We start from the raw sequence: 16852 nt of genomic DNA on the forward strand, positions 1-16852 counted from the left end.
GGCTGCGGTTGCAGCCACCCCCCTCTCGCTCAGGCCTTCATGTTCGGGCGTCACTCAACCCTGCGCCGCGTCCTCCGCGTGCAGGCTCATCGGCCCATAGATCTTGTTCGTGTCCTCGAAGAGCGACACCTGGTCGGCGCCGCCGTCGACGAGCTCTTTCCAGTACTCGCCGACCCAGGACTCCGCGTCCCCTTGAGTCGTGAACTCTTCGGGCGTCAGAGCGGGCTGGACCTCCGTCCCGTCCGCCTTCTCGAACCGCCAAATCCATGCCGCCATGCCAGCCTCCCGATGGTTCGACAGCTGTTGTGAAGCCGCTAGAAGCCTAGCCGGGCGAGCGCCGCTCGCGGCGACGCGGGAGGATCTTCTCGTGGAACTGACTCTGCTCGGCACCGGCTCTCCCGAAGGCCTGCCCCGCCCCGGCTGCCCCTGCGCCGCCTGCGCGACCGCGCTCGGCGGCGGCGCGCGGGCCGCCACCGCACTCCTGGTGGACGGCGTCCTGCTGCTCGACCTCACCCCTGGCGCCGCCTTCGCGGCCGCCCGCTCCGGGCACTCGCTCGGCGGCGTACGCCAGGTTCTGCTCTCCCATCCGCACGACGGCCCATCGGTGGAGGTACCGGCCGGTCTTCCGCAGCCCGGCCGGGTGCCCGACGGGCGTGAGCTGGCGCTGCTCACCGGACACCGGGTGCGCGCGGTGGCGATGGATCATCCGGGCACGGGGTACGAGGTGGTGGGTCCCGACGGGGAGCGGCTGCTGTATCTGCCGCCGGGCGGCGCGCCCGCCGGGATGCCGGACGAGCATCCCGTGTACGAGATGGTCGTCGCCGATGTCATCGGGCGCCCCGACGGGCTCGCACGGCTGCGGGCGGCCGGTGCGATCGGGCCGACCACGGACGTCGTCGCCGTCCATCTGGGCCATGAGGTGCCGCCGGGCGCGGAGCTGACCCGCAGGCTGGCGGCCGCCGGTGCGCGGGCCGTGCCGGACGGGACGACGCTGGTGGTCGGCGCCTACGAGAACGTACCGGACGTGCCGCGCCGCACCCTCGTGCTCGGCGGCGCCAGGTCCGGGAAGTCGGTGGAGGCCGAGCGGCGTCTCGAAGCCTTTCCTGAGGTGCTTTACGTGGCCACGGGCGGGTCGAGGAACGGCGACTCGGAGTGGGCGGACCGGGTGAGCGCCCACCGTGAACGGCGGCCCGGGTCGTGGGGCACCACCGAGACCTGTGACCTCGTGCCGCTGCTCGCCGAGAGCGGCCCTCCGCTGCTCATCGACTGCCTGTCCCTCTGGCTGACGTACGCCATGGACGAGGTGAACGCGTGGGACGACGCCGAGTGGGCGGGCGGTGGCGAGCGGGCGCTGCGCAAGCGGGTCACCGAGCTCACGGACGCGGTGCGCGCGAGTCGGCGCACAGTCGTCGCCGTATCGAACGAGGTCGGTTCGGGCATCGTCCCCGCGACCGCGTCGGGCCGCCGCTACCGCGATGAACTGGGCCGCCTCAACGTGGCGTTCGCGGCGGAGTGCGAGCACGTGCTGATGGTCGTGGCGGGCCAGGCGCTCACCCTGCGGGGCTGACCAGGACCCTCAAGCGTTCGGGTTCCTGCGGGCGACGACCCGGTAGGCGTTGGCGAACCGGGTGCGGCTGACCAGGGGGGCGAGGATCCGGTCGGCCAGGGCCGCCGCGGCCAGGAGCGGGGCCGCGACGCGGGCCGTGGCACGGATGTGGCCGAGGGTGACGGCCAGGCCCGCGGTCAGGGTGAACGGGATGTGCGACTCGCGCCGGTCGGTGGCCACCACGGTGTAGCCGAGGCTCTCCAACTCGCGGCGGAGAAAGGCGAGCGGGATGCGGTGGTGGGGCCCGGTCCGCAGCCACCCCATGTCGAGGATCTTGGCGTACCGGCTCTCCGGGACGGGGACCTCGATCATCAGATGGCCGCCGGGCCTCAATACCGTGCGGGCGGCGATGAGTTCGATGCGCGGGTCGGCGCTGTGCTCCAGGTAGTGGAACATGCTCAGCACGTCGTAGCGCCCCGCGAGCCTCGGCGCCAGGTCGGCGAGGAGCCCGCGGTGGGCCTCCTCCACGCGGCCGGCCCTGCGGCCCTCTTCCACACGCTCGGTCAGGTCGAGGCCGTCGAAGGCGGTGTACGGGTGCGCCTGCTGTGCGACGGCGGGGAAGTGCCCGTGCCCGGTCCCGACGTCCAGCCAGCTCTCGGCCTCGATGAACCGGCCCATCGCCCTGGCCCGCGCCCGGTGACGGCGGGCGGCCCTCGGGACGGTGAGGATCTTCTCGGCCTGGGCTGCGGCGGCCTTGGCGGCGTCCATGGGCGTGACGGGCTCCCCAAATCGTATGTAAAGGGATCATTACCGTACGTAAAAGACCATCGGCGTCGGCGCAGCGACACCGTAGAGGTGGCCCGGATGCCTGCTGCCGGGCCGTCTGACCCGGGCCCGGGCCCTGCCGGTACTGTTCGGCGAATGAGCTCGCTGAATCTCGACGACTTCACCGACCTGATCGAGCGGCCCGACGGCGGGGTGCGCCGCGACGCCGAGGAGCGCAGGGAACGGCAGAGCGTGCCGCCCGGGGCGCTCGGCCGCCTGGACGAACTGGGCGAGTGGCTGTCCGCGGCCCAGTCATCGGTGCCCGTCAAGCCGATCGAGCGGCCACGCGTGATCCTTTTCGCGGGCGACCACGGGGTGGCGAAGCTCGATGTGTCGGCGCGGCCCGCGGGCAGCGCGGCGGAGCTCGTGCGTGCCGTGCTCTCCGGGGCGAGCCCCGTCTCCGTCCTCGCACGCCGCATCGACGTGCCCGTCCGGGTCGTCGACATGGCCCTTGACTGCGATCCGGCCGAACTCCCCGCGCAGGTGGCGGGGCACCGGGTGCGGCGCGGATCCGGGCGTATCGACATCGAGGACGCCCTTTCGGCCGAGGAGGCCGAGGCCGCGGTGCGGGCCGGGATGGCCGTCGCGGACGAGGAGGCGGACTCCGGGACCGACCTGATCGTGCTCGGCGACGTGAGCGTCGGCGGGACGACACCCGCGGCGACGCTGGTCGCCGCGCTGTGCGGGACCGACGCGTCCGTGGTGACCGGACGGGGCGGCGCACCGATCGACGACCTGGCGTGGATGCGCAAGTGCGCGGCGGTCCGCGATTCGCTGCGACGGGCGCGGCCCGTACTCGGGGATCAGCTGGAGCTGCTCGCGACGGTGGGCGGGGCGGACATCGCCGCCATGACCGGATTCCTGCTGCAGAGCGCCGTGCGGCGCACGCCGGTCATCCTGGACGGCGTTGTCGCATCGGCGGCGGCGCTCGTGGCCCAGCGGGTCGCTTTCCGGGCACCGGACTGGTGGCTCGCGGGGCACAGCAGCGGGGAGCCCGCGCAGGCCAAGGCGCTTGACCGGATGGCGCTCGATCCCGTGCTCGAACAGGGCGTACAGGTGGGCGAGGGCATGGGGGCGCTGCTCGCGCTGCCACTGGTGCGGGCCGCGGCGGCGCTCTCCGCCGAACTGCCCGAGCGCAAGGCCGAACCGGAGCCGGAGCCGGAGACCGACGCCGAGCAGGAGGCTGACACCGAAGCGGAGTAGGCGGCGCGGCCGCTCACAGTCGAGGGCGGCCCGGCATGCCCCATATGATCCCTTTTCATGGGAGATGAGCAAACTACTGTCGGGCGCCGTCAGCGTCTCGCCGCGGCCTTCAGTGTCTGGTACCTGCGCGCCGTCACCTTCATCAACTTCCTGAGCGCGGTCTGGGTCTCCCTCGGGCAGGATCTGCGGCGGCACAACACCGAGAACTACTTCACGCCATACATGCTCACCGCGGGCTTCGCCTCCGGTGCATTCACCATGTTCCTGGCGATCACGATGCGCCGCCGCAAACGTGCCGCCTGGATTCTCAACCTCGTACTCAGCGGGCTCTTTCTGCTCCTCTTCGCGTTCGCGATGGTCTTCCCGGAGATCCGCCGGTACCCGCAGAACTGGATCTCCCTCGTCCTGACCGCCGCCTTCGTCGCCTCGCTGATCATCGGGCGCCGAGAGTTCTACGCCAAGGGCGACCGTTCCAACCCCAAGCTCGCCGCGGCCGTCGCCGTCGGCGGTCTCCTGGTGACCTCGCTGATCGCCGCGCTCCTGGTCGCCGTCACCAACCGCGCGCACGACGACTACCGTTCGACCTTCCTCGACCGCTGGCGCTACGGCACGATGCGCCTGGTCTCGCTGGCCGCCGACGACACACGGTTCGAGGGCATCACCACGCCCGGCTGGGTCAACGTCACCATCAACGTGCTCAGCACGCTCCTCCTCCTTGCCGTCCTGTACGCCGCGTTCCGCTCGCGCAAGGCGGTCGACCCGCTCACCGAGGACGACGAGCACAAGCTGCACGAACTGCTCGACAAGTACGGCGAGCGCGACTCCCTCGGCTACTTCGTGCTGCGCCGCGAGAAGAGCGTCGTCTGGTCGCCGAGCGGCAAGGCGGCGGTCGCCTATCGGGTGATCGGCGGCGTCTCGCTGGCCTCCGGTGATCCCATCGGGGATCCGGAGGCCTGGCCCGGCGCCATCGAACCCTGGCTCGCCGACGCCCGCGAGCACGGCTGGATCCCCGCCGTGATGGGCGCGAGCGAGGAGGCGGGGACCATCTACGCCCGGCACGGCCTCGACGCGCTCGAACTGGGCGACGAAGCCATCGTCGAAACCGGCGAGTTCACTTTGGAGGGCCGAGCCATGCGGACGGTCCGCCAGGCGTACAACCGGGTCGAGCGGGCCGGGTACGAGGTGCGGATCCGCCGCCACGAGGACATTCCGGCCGACGAGATGGCGTACCTGATCGAGCGGGCCGACGACTGGCGTGACGGGGCCACCGAGCGCGGCTTCTCCATGGCGCTCGGACGGCTCGGTGACCCGGGTGACGGGCGGTGCGTGATGCTCGAATGCACCGATGGGGACGGCGTGTTGAGAGCGGTGCTCTCCTTCGTCCCCTGGGGGCCGAACGGGCTCTCGCTCGACCTGATGCGGCGCGACCGCGACGCCGAGAACGGCCTGATGGAGTTCATGGTCATCGAGCTGCTCCAGCGCGCCGCCGAGATCAAGATCACTCAGGTCTCACTGAACTTCGCGATGTTCAGGTCGGTCTTCGAGCGTGGCTCGCGGCTCGGCGCGGGCCCGGTCCTGCGGCTGTGGCGCTCCCTGCTCACCTTCTTCTCGCGGTGGTGGCAGATCGAGTCGCTGTACCGCGCCAACGCGAAGTACCGCCCGATCTGGGAGCCCCGCTTCCTTCTCTTCGAGAAGAGCGGTGACCTGCCGCGCATCGGCATCGCGTCGGCCCGCGCGGAGGGCTTCCTGGAAGCGCCGGGCCTGCCGAAGTGGCTGCACCGCAAGCATCTGGAGTCCCGACGATGAGCACACCGGTCCCGGCCCGCCTCGCCTGCCTCGCCCGGCTGGCCCGGCGCGAGTGGGGGCCGCTGTACGTCACCGTGCGCGGCGGCATCACCGGGCGGCGGTGGCGGGCGGCGCCCATGACGCTGGCCGCCGTCTGCCTCACCGCCCTCCTCCAGTTCGTGCAGAACCAGTCCTGGGGCTACCAGTTCGTGCAGAACATCGGCTCCGTACGGGCCGAGGAGCCCCTCCCGCTGGCCCTGCTCCGCACCCCGCTCTCCCTCTTCGTGCCCGCGCTCGACCTGCCCGTCTGGGGCGCGCTCGCGCAGATCCTGCTGGTGTTCGGCATCGCGGAGATCTGCGTCGGCTGGTGGCGCACGCTCGTCATCGGCTACGTGGCCACCCTGGCGGGCACGCTCTACGCGCGCGTGGGCATCGACTGGGGTCCCGGCCACCCGCTGGGGCTTCCCGCGTCCGCCGCACAGGTCGTCGACACCGGTCCTTCCGCCGCGGTGGTCGGACTCGCGGTCTACGTGTGCTGGCGCTACCGGGCCCGGTTCACGGCGGGGTTCGTGATCGCCCTGATGGTCGTCGAGGTGCTCGTCAAGAACAACCTCGCGGGCAGGGAGCATCTGGCGGCGATCGTCGCGGTCCTCGTGCTGGGCGCCTGCACGGCGGTGTCTCAGCGGCGCGGGCGCGCGAGTTCCGGGTCCGGTTTGCCGCCGATCCAGTCCTGAACCTTGCGGCGCGGGCCCGCCCAGCGGCGGTCGTGGCGGAAAGCGCGCAGGCCCGATCGGGCGCGGGCGCGGGGCCTGTTGCGGTAGAAGCGCCTGGCCCACGCCGATCCGGGGCGGGCGAGGCGGACCGCGCCCACTATCGCGACCAGCGGGATCACCACGCCGATCAGGGCCGTCCGCAGCTTGCCCTTGGCCAGGGCGATCAGGGCGAAGCAGCAGTTGACGGCGACGTTCAGGGCGAGGCCCGCACGGTTGTCCCGCTCCTCGGGCGTCAGGTCGTCCACGCCGAGCGGGGTGAAGCCGGTGAGCACGAGCACCACCAGGGCCGCGGTCAGCATCACGACCTCGACGCTCTTGCGGCCCCGCTCGCTCCAGTAGACGTCGTCGAGATAGAGGATCAACGCGAACTCGTCGAGTACGAGACCGGCGCCCACGCCGAAGAAGACCGCCGCGAACATCGCGGCGAGGCTGTGCCTGCCGGCCGCGACCGCCCAGAATCCGCCCACGAGCATGAGGAAGATGCCCGGCACGACGTGGTGGATGTGCACCTCGCCCGAACTGATGTTCCGGAAGGGGCCCTTGCCCGCGCGGATGAGGCGCGTGATGGTTCTCGTGACGAGGAAAGAGCCCACGAAGGAGAGCAGGGCCAGGAGGAGCGGCAGCTTTCCCGGCTCCGTGATGTTCCGGTACCACCAGTCGGCCATGGGGCCATCCTGAGCCGGGGGGCTGCTTGCCGCATTCGCTGCGGGCGGCGGGCGGCGGGCAGCGGGTGACCGCTTCGGCCCCGCCGGCCCCAGGTAATCTTCCGCGGTGCCCCGAATCTCCCCCGCCGACGGACTCCGCTTCGCCTTCGGCACCCTCACCGCGCTCCCGGTCAGAGTCACCAAGTGGGACCGCGAGGCCGCCCGCGCCGGGATGCTCTGTGCTCCCCTGGCGGGGCTGGTCGTCGGGCTCTGTGCGGCCGGGCTCGGCGGCCTGCTCATGGCGCTCGGCTCGGGACCTCTGCTCGCCGCGGTGGCGAGCGCCGCCGTCCCCGCCATACTCACCCGCGGCCTCCACCTCGACGGCCTCGCCGACACCGCCGACGGACTCGGCAGCGCCAAGCCGGCCGACCAGGCGCTGAGCATCATGAAGCAGTCCGACGTCGGCCCCTTCGGCGTCATCACACTGCTCTTCACTCTGCTCGCCCAAGTGGCCGTCCTCTTCCAGCTGTACGAAGCCTCATGGACCCGGGGCGCACTCGCCGCGGTCGTCTCGGCGAGCGCCGCCCGTCTCGCCCTCACCCTGGCCGCCCGCAAGGGCATCCCGGCGGCCCGCCCTGAGGGACTCGGGGCAGCGGTGGCCGGGACCGTGCCCCAGGGCGCCGCCCTGCTCGCGGGGGCGCTCGTCACCGCGGTGGCCGCGATCGCCGCCGCGCCCTTGGGGACGTACGAGATCGTGCAGTACGCGGCCGCGGTCGTCCTCGCGGTCTGCGCCGCCGAACTCCTCCTGAGGCACTGCGTCCGCCGCTTCGGCGGCATCACCGGCGACGTCTTCGGCGCGCTCGCCGAGACCGCCGCCACGGCGGCCCTGGTGGTCTTGGCCCTCGGCTGACATTTGAAACATCAAAGCGGAGCCACGAACGGATGAATCTCCGCCAACACAATCGAATGGGCACGACGCGCGTAGGCTCATGTTCGGCGCTTTTCCGGCCCGTTCTAGGCTGGCGTCGGGCCGGGTCGACCCACCCATCGGCCAAAGAACTCAACGGAAGCGAGAATTCACCACCGTGACTGCTCTGACTCTCAGCACCGCCGCCGCGTCCGGCTTGCGCGCCGACGCGATCGTCGTCGGCGTCGCCAAGGGCGCCAAGGGCCCGGTTGTCGCACCCGGCGCCGAGGCCGTGGAAAAGGCGTACGACGGCAAGCTCGCGTCCGTCCTGGAGACCCTCGGCGCCACGGGCGGCGAGGGCGAGGTGACCAAGCTCCCCGCGCCTTCCGGCTTCAAGGCGCCGGTCGTCGTCGCGGTCGGTCTCGGCACGGTGCCGGAGAAGGACGAGACGTACGGCACCGACGCCCTGCGCCGCGCCGCCGGCACCGCCGCGCGCGCCCTGTCCGGCTCGAAGAAGGCCGCGTTCGCGCTGCCCGCCGAGGACGCCGATGACACCGGCGCGATCGCCGAGGGCGCGCTGCTCGGCGCGTACTCGTTCGACGCGTACAAGGAGAACGGCGCCGCGAAGGCCAAGAACGGCAAGGACACCAAGGGTCCGCTCGCCGAGATCGCCCTGCTCGGCGGCAAGCCCCGCGACAAGGCGTACAAGGCCGCCGTCGAGCGCGCCGTCGCCGTGTCCGAGGAGCTCAACCGCGCCCGCGACCTCATCAACACCCCGCCGAACGACCTGAACCCCGAGGCCTTCGCCGCGGTCGCGTCCGCGGCCGCCAAGGAGCACGGCATCAAGGTCCAGGTCCTGGACGAGAAGGCGCTCGCCAAGGGCGGCTTCGGCGGCATCCTCGGCGTCGGCGTCGGCTCGGACGCCCCGCCGCGCCTGGTCAAGCTCTCGTACACGTCGTCCAAGGCGAAGAAGCACCTCGCCTTCGTCGGCAAGGGCATCACGTACGACTCGGGCGGCATCTCGCTCAAGCCCGCCGGTCACAACGAGACGATGAAGTGCGACATGGCCGGTGCCGCGGCCGTCTTCGCCGCCGTCGTCTCCGCCGCGCGCCTGGGCCTCGAGGTGAACGTCACCGGCTGGCTGGCGCTCGCCGAGAACATGCCGTCGGGTTCGGCGACCCGCCCGGGCGACGTCCTGCGCATGTACAGCGGCAAGACCGTCGAGGTGCTCAACACGGACGCCGAGGGCCGCCTGGTCCTGGCCGACGCGATCGCCAAGGCCTCCGAGGACAAGCCCGACGCGATCATCGACGTGGCCACGCTGACCGGCGCGATGATGATGGCGCTCGGCAACCGCACCTTCGGCATCATGGCCAACGACGACGCCTTCCGCGCCGCGATCCACGACGCCTCCGAAGAGGCGGGCGAGCCCTCCTGGCCGATGCCGCTGCCCGAGCACCTGCTGAAGGGCATGGACTCCCCCACCGCCGACATCGCCAACATGGGCGAGCGCATGGGCGGCGGTCTGGTGGCCGGTCTCTTCCTCAAGGAGTTCGTCGGCGAGGGCATCACCTGGGCGCACCTGGACATCGCGGGCCCGGCCTTCAACGAGGGCGGCCCGTTCGGCTACACGCCCAAGGGCGGCACCGGCACCGCGGTCCGCACCCTGGTCCGCCTCGCCGAGCGGACGGCCGCGGGCGACCTCGGCTGACCTGCAGTTCTGTCGTACGCAAGCCAGGGCCCGGACACCCAGATGCCCGGGCCCTTGGCTGCGTCCGGCCGATTTCGCCCTCAACGAAATCCGTACGTTCGTACGCCTGGGTAACGCCCGGACGTGTCGAATCAGACGTCTCACAGCCCGGCCCGCCGTCCCACCTCTCGCCGACAAGTGCGAAGATGGGTTCTCGGCAGGACAGGGCCCCCACCACAGGGCCGAAACAAGAGCGGCCGAATACCAGCCGACCGACCGGTCGTCCCCCGGGAAGAGCGGTCCGGCGTACGGCGCACATGCATGGAGGACGTGACGTGGCGAACGACGCCAGCACCGTTTTCGACCTAGTGATCCTCGGCGGCGGTAGCGGCGGTTACGCCGCGGCACTGCGCGCGTCGCAGCTGGGCCTGGACGTCGCCCTGATCGAGAAGGGCAAGGTCGGCGGCACCTGCCTGCACAACGGCTGCATCCCCACGAAGGCGCTGCTGCACGCCGGTGAGATCGCCGACCAGGCACGCGAAGCCGACCAGTTCGGCGTGAAGGCCACCTTCGAGGGCATCGACATGGCGGCCGTCCACAAGTACAAGGACGACGTGATCTCCGGCCTCTACAAGGGCCTGCAGGGACTCATCGCCTCGCGCAAGGTGACGTACATCGAGGGCGAGGGAAAGCTTTCGTCCCCGACCTCCGTGGACGTGAACGGCCAGCGCGTCCAGGGCCGCCACGTGCTTCTCGCGACCGGCTCCGTGCCGAAGTCACTGCCGGGCCTGGAGATCGACGGCAACCGCATCATCTCCTCGGACCACGCGCTCACCCTGGACCGCGTGCCGAAGTCCGCGATCATCCTGGGCGGCGGCGTCATCGGCGTCGAGTTCGCCTCGGCGTGGAAGTCCTTCGGGTCCGATGTGACCGTCGTCGAGGGCCTCAAGCACCTCGTGCCGGTCGAGGACGAGAACTCCTCGAAGCTTCTTGAGCGCGCGTTCCGCAAGCGCGGCATCAAGTTCAACCTCGGCACCTTCTTCGAGAAGGCCGAGTACACGCAGGACGGCGTCCGCGTGACCCTCGCCGACGGCAAGACCTTCGACGCCGAGGTGCTGCTCGTCGCCATCGGCCGCGGCCCGGTCTCCTCGGGTCTCGGCTACGAGGAGCAGGGCGTCGCGATGGACCGCGGCTTCGTCCTCGCCGACGAGTACATGCAGACCAACGTCCCGACCATCTCGGCCGTGGGCGACCTGGTGCCGACCCTCCAGCTCGCGCACGTCGGCTTCGCCGAGGGCATCCTGGTGGCGGAGCGTCTGGCCGGTCTCAAGACCGTCCCGATCGACTACGACGGCGTGCCGAAGGTGACGTACTGCCACCCCGAGGTCGCCTCCGTGGGCATCACCGAGGCCAAGGCCAAGGAGATCTACGGCGCGGACAAGGTCGTCGCCCTCAAGTACAGCCTGGCGGGCAACGGCAAGAGCAAGATCCTCAAGACCGCGGGCGAGATCAAGCTCGTCCAGGTCAAGGACGGTGCCGTGGTCGGCGTCCACATGGTCGGCGACCGCATGGGCGAGCAGGTCGGCGAAGCTCAGCTGATCTACAACTGGGAAGCGCTGCCGGCCGAGGTCGCCCAGCTCATCCACGCCCACCCGACGCAGAACGAGGCGATGGGCGAGGCTCACCTGGCCCTCGCAGGCAAGCCTCTCCACTCCCACGACTGACCTTCAGTTTCGGGCGCGACGACCTAGACTTCCTTCCCCAAGCTCTCGACTACGCTCGAGCAGGGGAGGCCCCAATTTTTGTAAGGAGCAACTGAAACCATGGCGGTTTCCGTATCCCTTCCGGCGCTCGGCGAGAGCGTCACCGAGGGCACTGTCACCCGTTGGCTGAAGGCCGAGGGCGAGCGCGTCGAGGCCGACGAGCCGTTGCTCGAGGTCTCGACCGACAAGGTCGACACCGAGATCCCCTCCCCTGCCGCGGGCATCCTGGCCTCCATCAAGGTCGCCGAGGACGAGACCGTCGAGGTCGGCGCCGAGCTGGCCGTCATCGACGACGGCAGTGGCCCGGCGCCGGAGGCGGCTGATGCAGCACAGCCCGCTGCCGAGTCCGCTCCGGCCGCCGAGCCCGCGCAGGAGGAGGCTCCGGCCCCCGCCGCCGAGGCCCCCGCGGCTCCGGCTCCCGCCGCCGAGGCGCCTGCCGCCCCGGCAGCCCCGGCCGGTGGCGCCTCCGGTACCGACGTCACGCTGCCCGCACTGGGCGAGTCGGTCACCGAGGGCACCGTCACCCGTTGGCTGAAGGAGGTCGGCGAGGAGGTCGCGGAGGACGAGCCCCTGCTCGAGGTCTCCACGGACAAGGTCGACACCGAGATCCCCTCCCCGGTCGCGGGCGTGCTGCTCGAGATCGTCGTGGGCGAGGACGAGACCGCTGAGGTCGGCGCCAAGCTCGCCGTCGTCGGCGCTCCCGGTGCGGCTCCTGCCGCTGCCGCTCCGGCTGCCCCGGCCGCTCCTGCCGCCGAGAAGCCCGCTCCGGCCGCCCCCGCGGCTCCGGCTCCCGAGCCCGCCGCCCCGGCCGCGCCCGCCGCTGCCGCTCCGGCTCCGGCTCAGCCCGCTGCTCCGGCTGCTCCGGCCGCGCCCGCCCCGGCGCAGCCCGCCGCTCCGGCTCCGTCCGCTCCCGCCGCCCCGGCGCAGGCCTCCCCGGCCGACGACGGTGCGTACGTCACGCCACTGGTCCGCAAGCTGGCCAACGAGCACGGCGTGAGCCTGTCGGACGTCAAGGGCACCGGCGTCGGTGGCCGCATCCGCAAGCAGGACGTCATCGCCGCCGCCGAGGCCAAGAAGGCCGCGGCCCCGGCTCCGGCCGCCGCTGCTCCGGCCCCGTCGAAGGCTCCGGCCCTGGAGGTCTCTCCCCTCCGCGGTCAGACGGTCAAGATGACCCGCATGCGCAAGGTCATCGGCGACAACATGATGAAGGCGCTGCACTCGCAGGCCCAACTGACCTCGGTCCTCGAGGTCGACATCACGAAGCTGATGAAGCTGCGCGCCAAGGCGAAGGACTCGTTCGCGGCTCGCGAGGGCGTCAAGCTCTCCCCGATGCCGTTCTTCGTCAAGGCCGCCGCCCAGGCGCTGAAGGCCCACCCGGTCGTCAACGCCCGGATCAACGACGACGAAGGCACCATCACGTACTTCGACTCGGAGAACATCGGCATCGCCGTTGACGCCGAGAAGGGTCTGATGACGCCGGTCATCAAGGGTGCGGGCGACCTGAACATCGCCGGTATCTCCAAGAAGACCGCAGAGCTGGCCGGCAAGGCCCGTGGCGGTGGCCTCACCCCGGACGACATGTCCGGCGCCACCTTCACGGTCTCCAACACCGGTTCGCGCGGTGCCCTGTTCGACACGGTCATCGTGCCGCCGAACCAGGCCGCCATCCTCGGCATCGGTGCCACGGTCAAGCGTCCGGTGGTCATCAACCACCCGGACCTCGGCGAGACCATCGCGATCCGTGACATGACGTACCTCTCGCTCTCCTACGACCACCGTCTGGTGGACGGCGCGGACGCCGCCCGTTACCTGACCACGGTCAAGGCGATCCTGGAGGCGGGCGAGTTCGAGGTCGAGCTCGGCCTGTAGCTCCCTGTAGTTCTTCGGCCTCAGGGCTGTAAGACTCGTCTCATCAGTGCGTACGCCCCCGTTCGGAGGTTTCCGAGCGGGGGCGTCGCCGTATTGTCTAGGGGTCACAACGCCCTGGGGCGCTGCCCCGCCGGAGGAGCCCACATGACCGCGCCCGTCGTTCACTCGCTGCGCGAACAGATCCGCGAGCACATCGTGGAGGGGATCGTCAGCGGGCGCTGGCAGCCGGGCGAGCGGATCGTGGAGCGGCGGATCGCCGTGGAGCTCGAGGTCTCGCAGACACCCGTACGGGAAGCCCTGCGGGAGCTCGAGACACTGCGGCTCATCGAGTCGGCGCCCAACAAGGGCGTTCGCGTACGGAACCTGACCGCGGCGGACCTGGAGGAGAGCTACCCCGTCCGTGCGGGCCTGGAGGCCATCGCCGCCGAGCTGGCGGCGGAGAGCCTGGCCGTGGACTGCTCGGCCCTCGAACCCCATGTCGCCGCCCTGTACGAGGCGGACCGGGCCGCCGACGGCACCTCTCAGGTGCGGCACACGGTCGGTTTCCACCGGGAGTTGGTACGGGCCGCGGACAACTCCGTCCTCCTTCACACCTGGGAGGGCCTGGGCATCGAGGTCTTCACGGCGCTGTCCATCCGGTGGCTCGGGACGGTGCAGCAGTCGTACGCGGAGGAGCACGAGGCTCTGGTCTCGGCCTTCCGGAGCCGGGATCCCGCGATCGCCGAGCTGGTGAAGGCCCACGTGCTGGGCTGCGCGCCGCGCGCCTGACCTGTCCCACAGGGCCGCTCCGGGAGCTCGCGCTCATCCGTGGCCGCCGCGCTCATACGTGCTCTCACCTGCGAAGATCCCTGCCTCGATCCTTCAAATCGAAGGCACCGCGTGCCCGATTTGTTGGCACCGGATGCCTACTTTCTGAATATGAAGGAGTTTTCGCCTTCAACCCTTTGATCGATCATCGATCACGGAGTTAGAGTCTCCGACGGGCTCTCACCAGAGCCTCACGCCCTGTCCTGCCAAAGACCTAGGGCACCCCCACCCCTTACCGAACAGGGGACCCCCTCCGACTCAGGAAGGCGGCGACATGACCGACCCCTCCGCAATCCAGCCGAGCGAGCTCGACCAGCTCCCGGACCGCGACCCCGAGGAGACCGCCGAATGGCAGGCCTCCCTGGACGCCGTTACCCAGGCGGCCGGGCCGCACCGTGCCGCATACCTGATGCGGCGCACGCTGGAGCGCGCCGAGGGCGCGGGCCTGGCGCTGCCCAAGCTCCTTGAGACCGATTACGTCAACACCATCCCCACCTCCGCCGAGCCGGCGGTCGAGGGCGACGAGGCGATGGAGCAGCGCATCGCCGCGTGGAACCGCTGGAACGCGGCCGCGATGGTGACCCGGGGCAGCAAACACGGAGTGGGCGGCCACATCGCCACCTTCGCCTCCGCCGCCTGGCTGTACGAGACCGGCTTCAACCACTTCTTCCAGGGCAAGGAGGGGGACGGCTCCGGCGACCAGCTCTACATCCAGGGCCACGCATCCCCCGGCATCTACGCCCGCGCCTTCCTCGACGGCCGTCTGAACGAGACGCAGCTCGACAACTTCCGCCAGGAGGCGGGTGGCAACGGCCTGCCGTCCTACCCGCACCCGCGCCGTCTGCCCTGGCTGTGGGAGTTCCCGACCGTCTCCATGGGCCTCGGCCCGCTGTCGGCGATCTACCAGGCGCGCTTCAACCGCTACCTCACCAACCGCAACATCAAGGACGTCTCCGCCTCGCACGTGTGGGCGTTCCTCGGTGACGGCGAGATGGACGAGCCCGAGTCGACGGCAGCCCTCGCGCTCGCCGCACGTGAGGGTCTCGACAACCTCACGTACGTCATCAACTGCAACCTGCAGCGCCTCGACGGCCCGGTCCGCGCCAACTTCCGCGTGGTGCAGGAGCTGGAGGCCCAGTTCCGCGGCGCCGGCTGGAACGTCATCAAGGTCCTGTGGGGCAACGCCTGGGACGAGCTGTTCCGGCTCGACGCCACTGGCGCCCTGGTCCGCCGCCTCCGCGAGGTGCCGGACGCGCAGTTCCAGACGTATGCGACGCGCGACGCCGCCTACATCCGCGAGCACTTCTTCGGCGCCGAGCCCGCGCTCGTCGAGCTGGGCAAGCTGCTCAGCGACGACAAGATCAGCGAGTGTTTCCACCTCTCGCGCGGCGGCCACGAGGCCCGCAAGGTCTACGCGGCCTACCGTGCGGCGCTCACCCACAAGGGCGCGCCGACCGTGATCCTCGCGCAGACGGTCAAGGGATTCACGCTCGGCAAGGGCTTCGAGTCCAAGAACGCCAACCACCAGATGAAGAAGCTCACGGTGGACGAGTTCAAGGACATGCGCGACCTCCTCGAGCTGCCGATCCCGGACAGCGCGTTCGTCGACGGCCAGGTGCCCTACGGCCACCCGGGTGCCGACGCCCCCGAGGTCCGCTACCTCCAGGAGCGCCGTGCCGCCCTCGGCGGTCCGGCCCCGGCCCGTCGCACGCAGCCCCTCGCGCCGCTGCCCGCCCCCGCCGACAAGTCGTTCGCCTCGTTCGACAAGGGCTCGGGCTCGCAGTCGATGGCGACGACCATGGCCTTCGTACGCCTGGTCAAGGACCTCGTACGGGACAAGGAGACCGGCAAGCGCTGGGTGCCGATCGTCCCCGACGAGGCGCGCACCTTCGGCATGGAGTCGCTCTTCCCCTCGCTCGGCATCTACTCGCCGAAGGGTCAGACGTACGAGCCGGTCGACCGCGACCAGCTGATGTACTACAAGGAGGCCAAGGACGGCCAGATCCTCAACGAGGGGATCACCGAGGCCGGGTCCATGGCGGACTTCATCGCCGCTTCGTCGTCGTACGCGACGCACGGCGAGGCGATGATCCCCTTCTACATCTTCTACTCGATGTTCGGCTGGCAGCGGACCGCCGACCAGATGTGGCAGCTCGGCGACCAGCTCGGCCGCGGCTTCCTCGTCGGCGCCACTGCCGGTCGTACGACGCTGACGGGCGAGGGTCTGCAGCACGCGGACGGCCACTCCCCGGTGATCGCCGCGACGAACCCCGCCGCCATGTCGTACGACCCCGCGTTCGCCTACGAGGTCGCGGCGATCGTCAAGGACGGTCTGCGCCGGATGTACGGCGAGGCGGCCCCCGGTGAGGACCAGAACGTCTTCTACTACCTCACCGTCTACAACGAGCCGATGCCGCAGCCCGCGAAGCCCGCGGGCGTCGACGAGGGCATCGTGCGCGGTCTGTACCGCTTCAACACGGCCGAGACGGCTGGTCTTGCGGCGGCGGCCAACGCCGCGCGCATCCAGCTGATCGGTTCGGGTACGGCCATCCACTGGACACTCGCCGCCCAGAAGATGCTCGCCGAGGAGTGGGGTGTGGCCGCCGACGTGTGGTCCGCGACCTCCTGGACCGAGCTGCGCCGCGACGCCCTCGAGGCGGACGAGGCGATCCTGCGCGGCGAGGAGCAGACTCCTTACGTGCGCAGCGCCCTTGAGGGTGCGCAGGGTCCCGTGCTCGCCGTCTCCGACTACATGCGGCAGGTTCCCGACCAGATCGCGCAGTGGGTCGAGCAGGACTACTCGTCCCTCGGCGCGGACGGCTTCGGTATCTCGGACACGCGTGACGCGGCGCGTCGCCACTTCGGCATCGACGCCGAGTCGATCGTCGTCGCCGCTCTTGCGCAGCTGGCGCGGCGGGGCGAGGTTCCCGCTTCCGCGGTGAAGGAGGCTCGGGCCAAGTACGGTCTGTAGCCTTCGGCCTGATGTGTGTGGGTACGGGTCCCTGCCTTTGTGGCAGGGACCCGTACCCGTGTGCGGGTG

At 70.8% G+C, this 16852-nt stretch carries 13 protein-coding genes; 10 read left to right on the forward strand and 3 right to left on the reverse strand.

Going from position 1 to position 16852, the window contains the following annotated elements; genetic code table 11:
* Positions 1-54: 54 nt before the first annotated feature.
* On the reverse strand, positions 55-276 hold the full coding sequence (locus ACFQ7F_RS32475) for a hypothetical protein (protein WP_383278216.1): 222 nt from the start codon (positions 274-276) through the stop codon (positions 55-57).
* A 91-nt stretch (positions 277-367) separates the two neighbouring features.
* On the opposite strand from ACFQ7F_RS32475, the gene ACFQ7F_RS32480 reads away from it, so the two are divergent.
* On the forward strand, positions 368-1567 hold the full coding sequence (locus ACFQ7F_RS32480) for a bifunctional adenosylcobinamide kinase/adenosylcobinamide-phosphate guanylyltransferase (RefSeq protein WP_383278219.1): 1200 nt from the start codon (positions 368-370) through the stop codon (positions 1565-1567).
* 9 nt (positions 1568-1576) lie between these two features.
* Here ACFQ7F_RS32480 and ACFQ7F_RS32485 read toward each other — a convergent pair whose 3' ends face one another.
* The gene (locus tag ACFQ7F_RS32485; protein WP_383278222.1) at positions 1577-2314 is read right to left on the reverse strand and encodes a class I SAM-dependent methyltransferase; all 738 of its coding nucleotides are present in this window, start codon (positions 2312-2314) and stop codon (positions 1577-1579) included.
* Positions 2315-2467: 153 nt separating this feature from the next.
* Here ACFQ7F_RS32485 and cobT point away from each other — a divergent pair, with 153 nt between their 5' ends.
* The 3 genes from cobT to ACFQ7F_RS32500 are packed head-to-tail and all read left to right on the forward strand — an operon-like array spanning position 2468 to position 6093.
* On the forward strand, positions 2468-3574 hold the full coding sequence (gene cobT / locus ACFQ7F_RS32490) for a nicotinate-nucleotide--dimethylbenzimidazole phosphoribosyltransferase (protein ID WP_383278225.1): 1107 nt from the start codon (positions 2468-2470) through the stop codon (positions 3572-3574).
* A 57-nt stretch (positions 3575-3631) separates the two neighbouring features.
* The gene (locus ACFQ7F_RS32495; RefSeq protein WP_383278228.1) at positions 3632-5380 is read left to right on the forward strand and encodes a phosphatidylglycerol lysyltransferase domain-containing protein; all 1749 of its coding nucleotides are present in this window, start codon (positions 3632-3634) and stop codon (positions 5378-5380) included.
* A complete protein-coding gene (locus ACFQ7F_RS32500; protein WP_383278231.1) occupies positions 5377-6093 on the forward strand; it encodes a hypothetical protein in 717 nt (238 codons plus the stop codon). The genes ACFQ7F_RS32495 and ACFQ7F_RS32500 overlap by 4 nt, the downstream gene beginning before the upstream one ends.
* On the opposite strand, the gene ACFQ7F_RS32505 is transcribed toward ACFQ7F_RS32500, so the two are convergent.
* Entirely contained in the window at positions 6039-6797 is a 759-nt protein-coding gene (locus ACFQ7F_RS32505) for a hypothetical protein (RefSeq protein ID WP_383278233.1), read from the reverse strand. The two genes, ACFQ7F_RS32500 and ACFQ7F_RS32505, sit on opposite strands and share 55 nt — an antisense overlap.
* A gap of 106 nt (positions 6798-6903) precedes the next feature.
* On the opposite strand from ACFQ7F_RS32505, the gene ACFQ7F_RS32510 reads away from it, so the two are divergent.
* The 6 genes from ACFQ7F_RS32510 (at position 6904) to aceE (ending at position 16783) form a co-directional block, all read left to right on the forward strand.
* Positions 6904-7686 (forward strand): adenosylcobinamide-GDP ribazoletransferase, encoded by a 783-nt coding sequence (locus ACFQ7F_RS32510; RefSeq protein ID WP_383278236.1) that lies wholly within the window; start codon positions 6904-6906, stop codon positions 7684-7686.
* Between the two features lie 175 nt (positions 7687-7861).
* Positions 7862-9394, forward strand: a complete 1533-nt coding sequence (locus ACFQ7F_RS32515) for a leucyl aminopeptidase (protein WP_383278239.1) — start codon at positions 7862-7864, stop codon at positions 9392-9394.
* A gap of 314 nt (positions 9395-9708) precedes the next feature.
* Positions 9709-11097 carry a dihydrolipoyl dehydrogenase gene (gene lpdA, locus ACFQ7F_RS32520; RefSeq protein ID WP_383278242.1) on the forward strand — a complete coding sequence of 463 codons (1389 nt, stop codon included), beginning with the start codon at positions 9709-9711 and terminating at the stop codon, positions 11095-11097.
* A 99-nt stretch (positions 11098-11196) separates the two neighbouring features.
* A complete protein-coding gene (gene sucB, locus ACFQ7F_RS32525; RefSeq protein ID WP_383278245.1) occupies positions 11197-13005 on the forward strand; it encodes a 2-oxoglutarate dehydrogenase, E2 component, dihydrolipoamide succinyltransferase in 1809 nt (602 codons plus the stop codon).
* Between the two features lie 144 nt (positions 13006-13149).
* Positions 13150-13773 carry a GntR family transcriptional regulator gene (locus ACFQ7F_RS32530; RefSeq protein WP_383278248.1) on the forward strand — a complete coding sequence of 208 codons (624 nt, stop codon included), beginning with the start codon at positions 13150-13152 and terminating at the stop codon, positions 13771-13773.
* A 313-nt stretch (positions 13774-14086) separates the two neighbouring features.
* Complete coding sequence (aceE, locus tag ACFQ7F_RS32535; RefSeq protein WP_383278251.1) at positions 14087-16783, forward strand: pyruvate dehydrogenase (acetyl-transferring), homodimeric type; 2697 nt, start codon at positions 14087-14089, stop codon at positions 16781-16783.
* Positions 16784-16852: the final 69 nt, after the last annotated feature.

The organism is Streptomyces sp. NPDC056486 (assembly GCF_042795295.1).
In the GTDB taxonomy this organism is placed as follows: domain Bacteria; phylum Actinomycetota; class Actinomycetes; order Streptomycetales; family Streptomycetaceae; genus Streptomyces.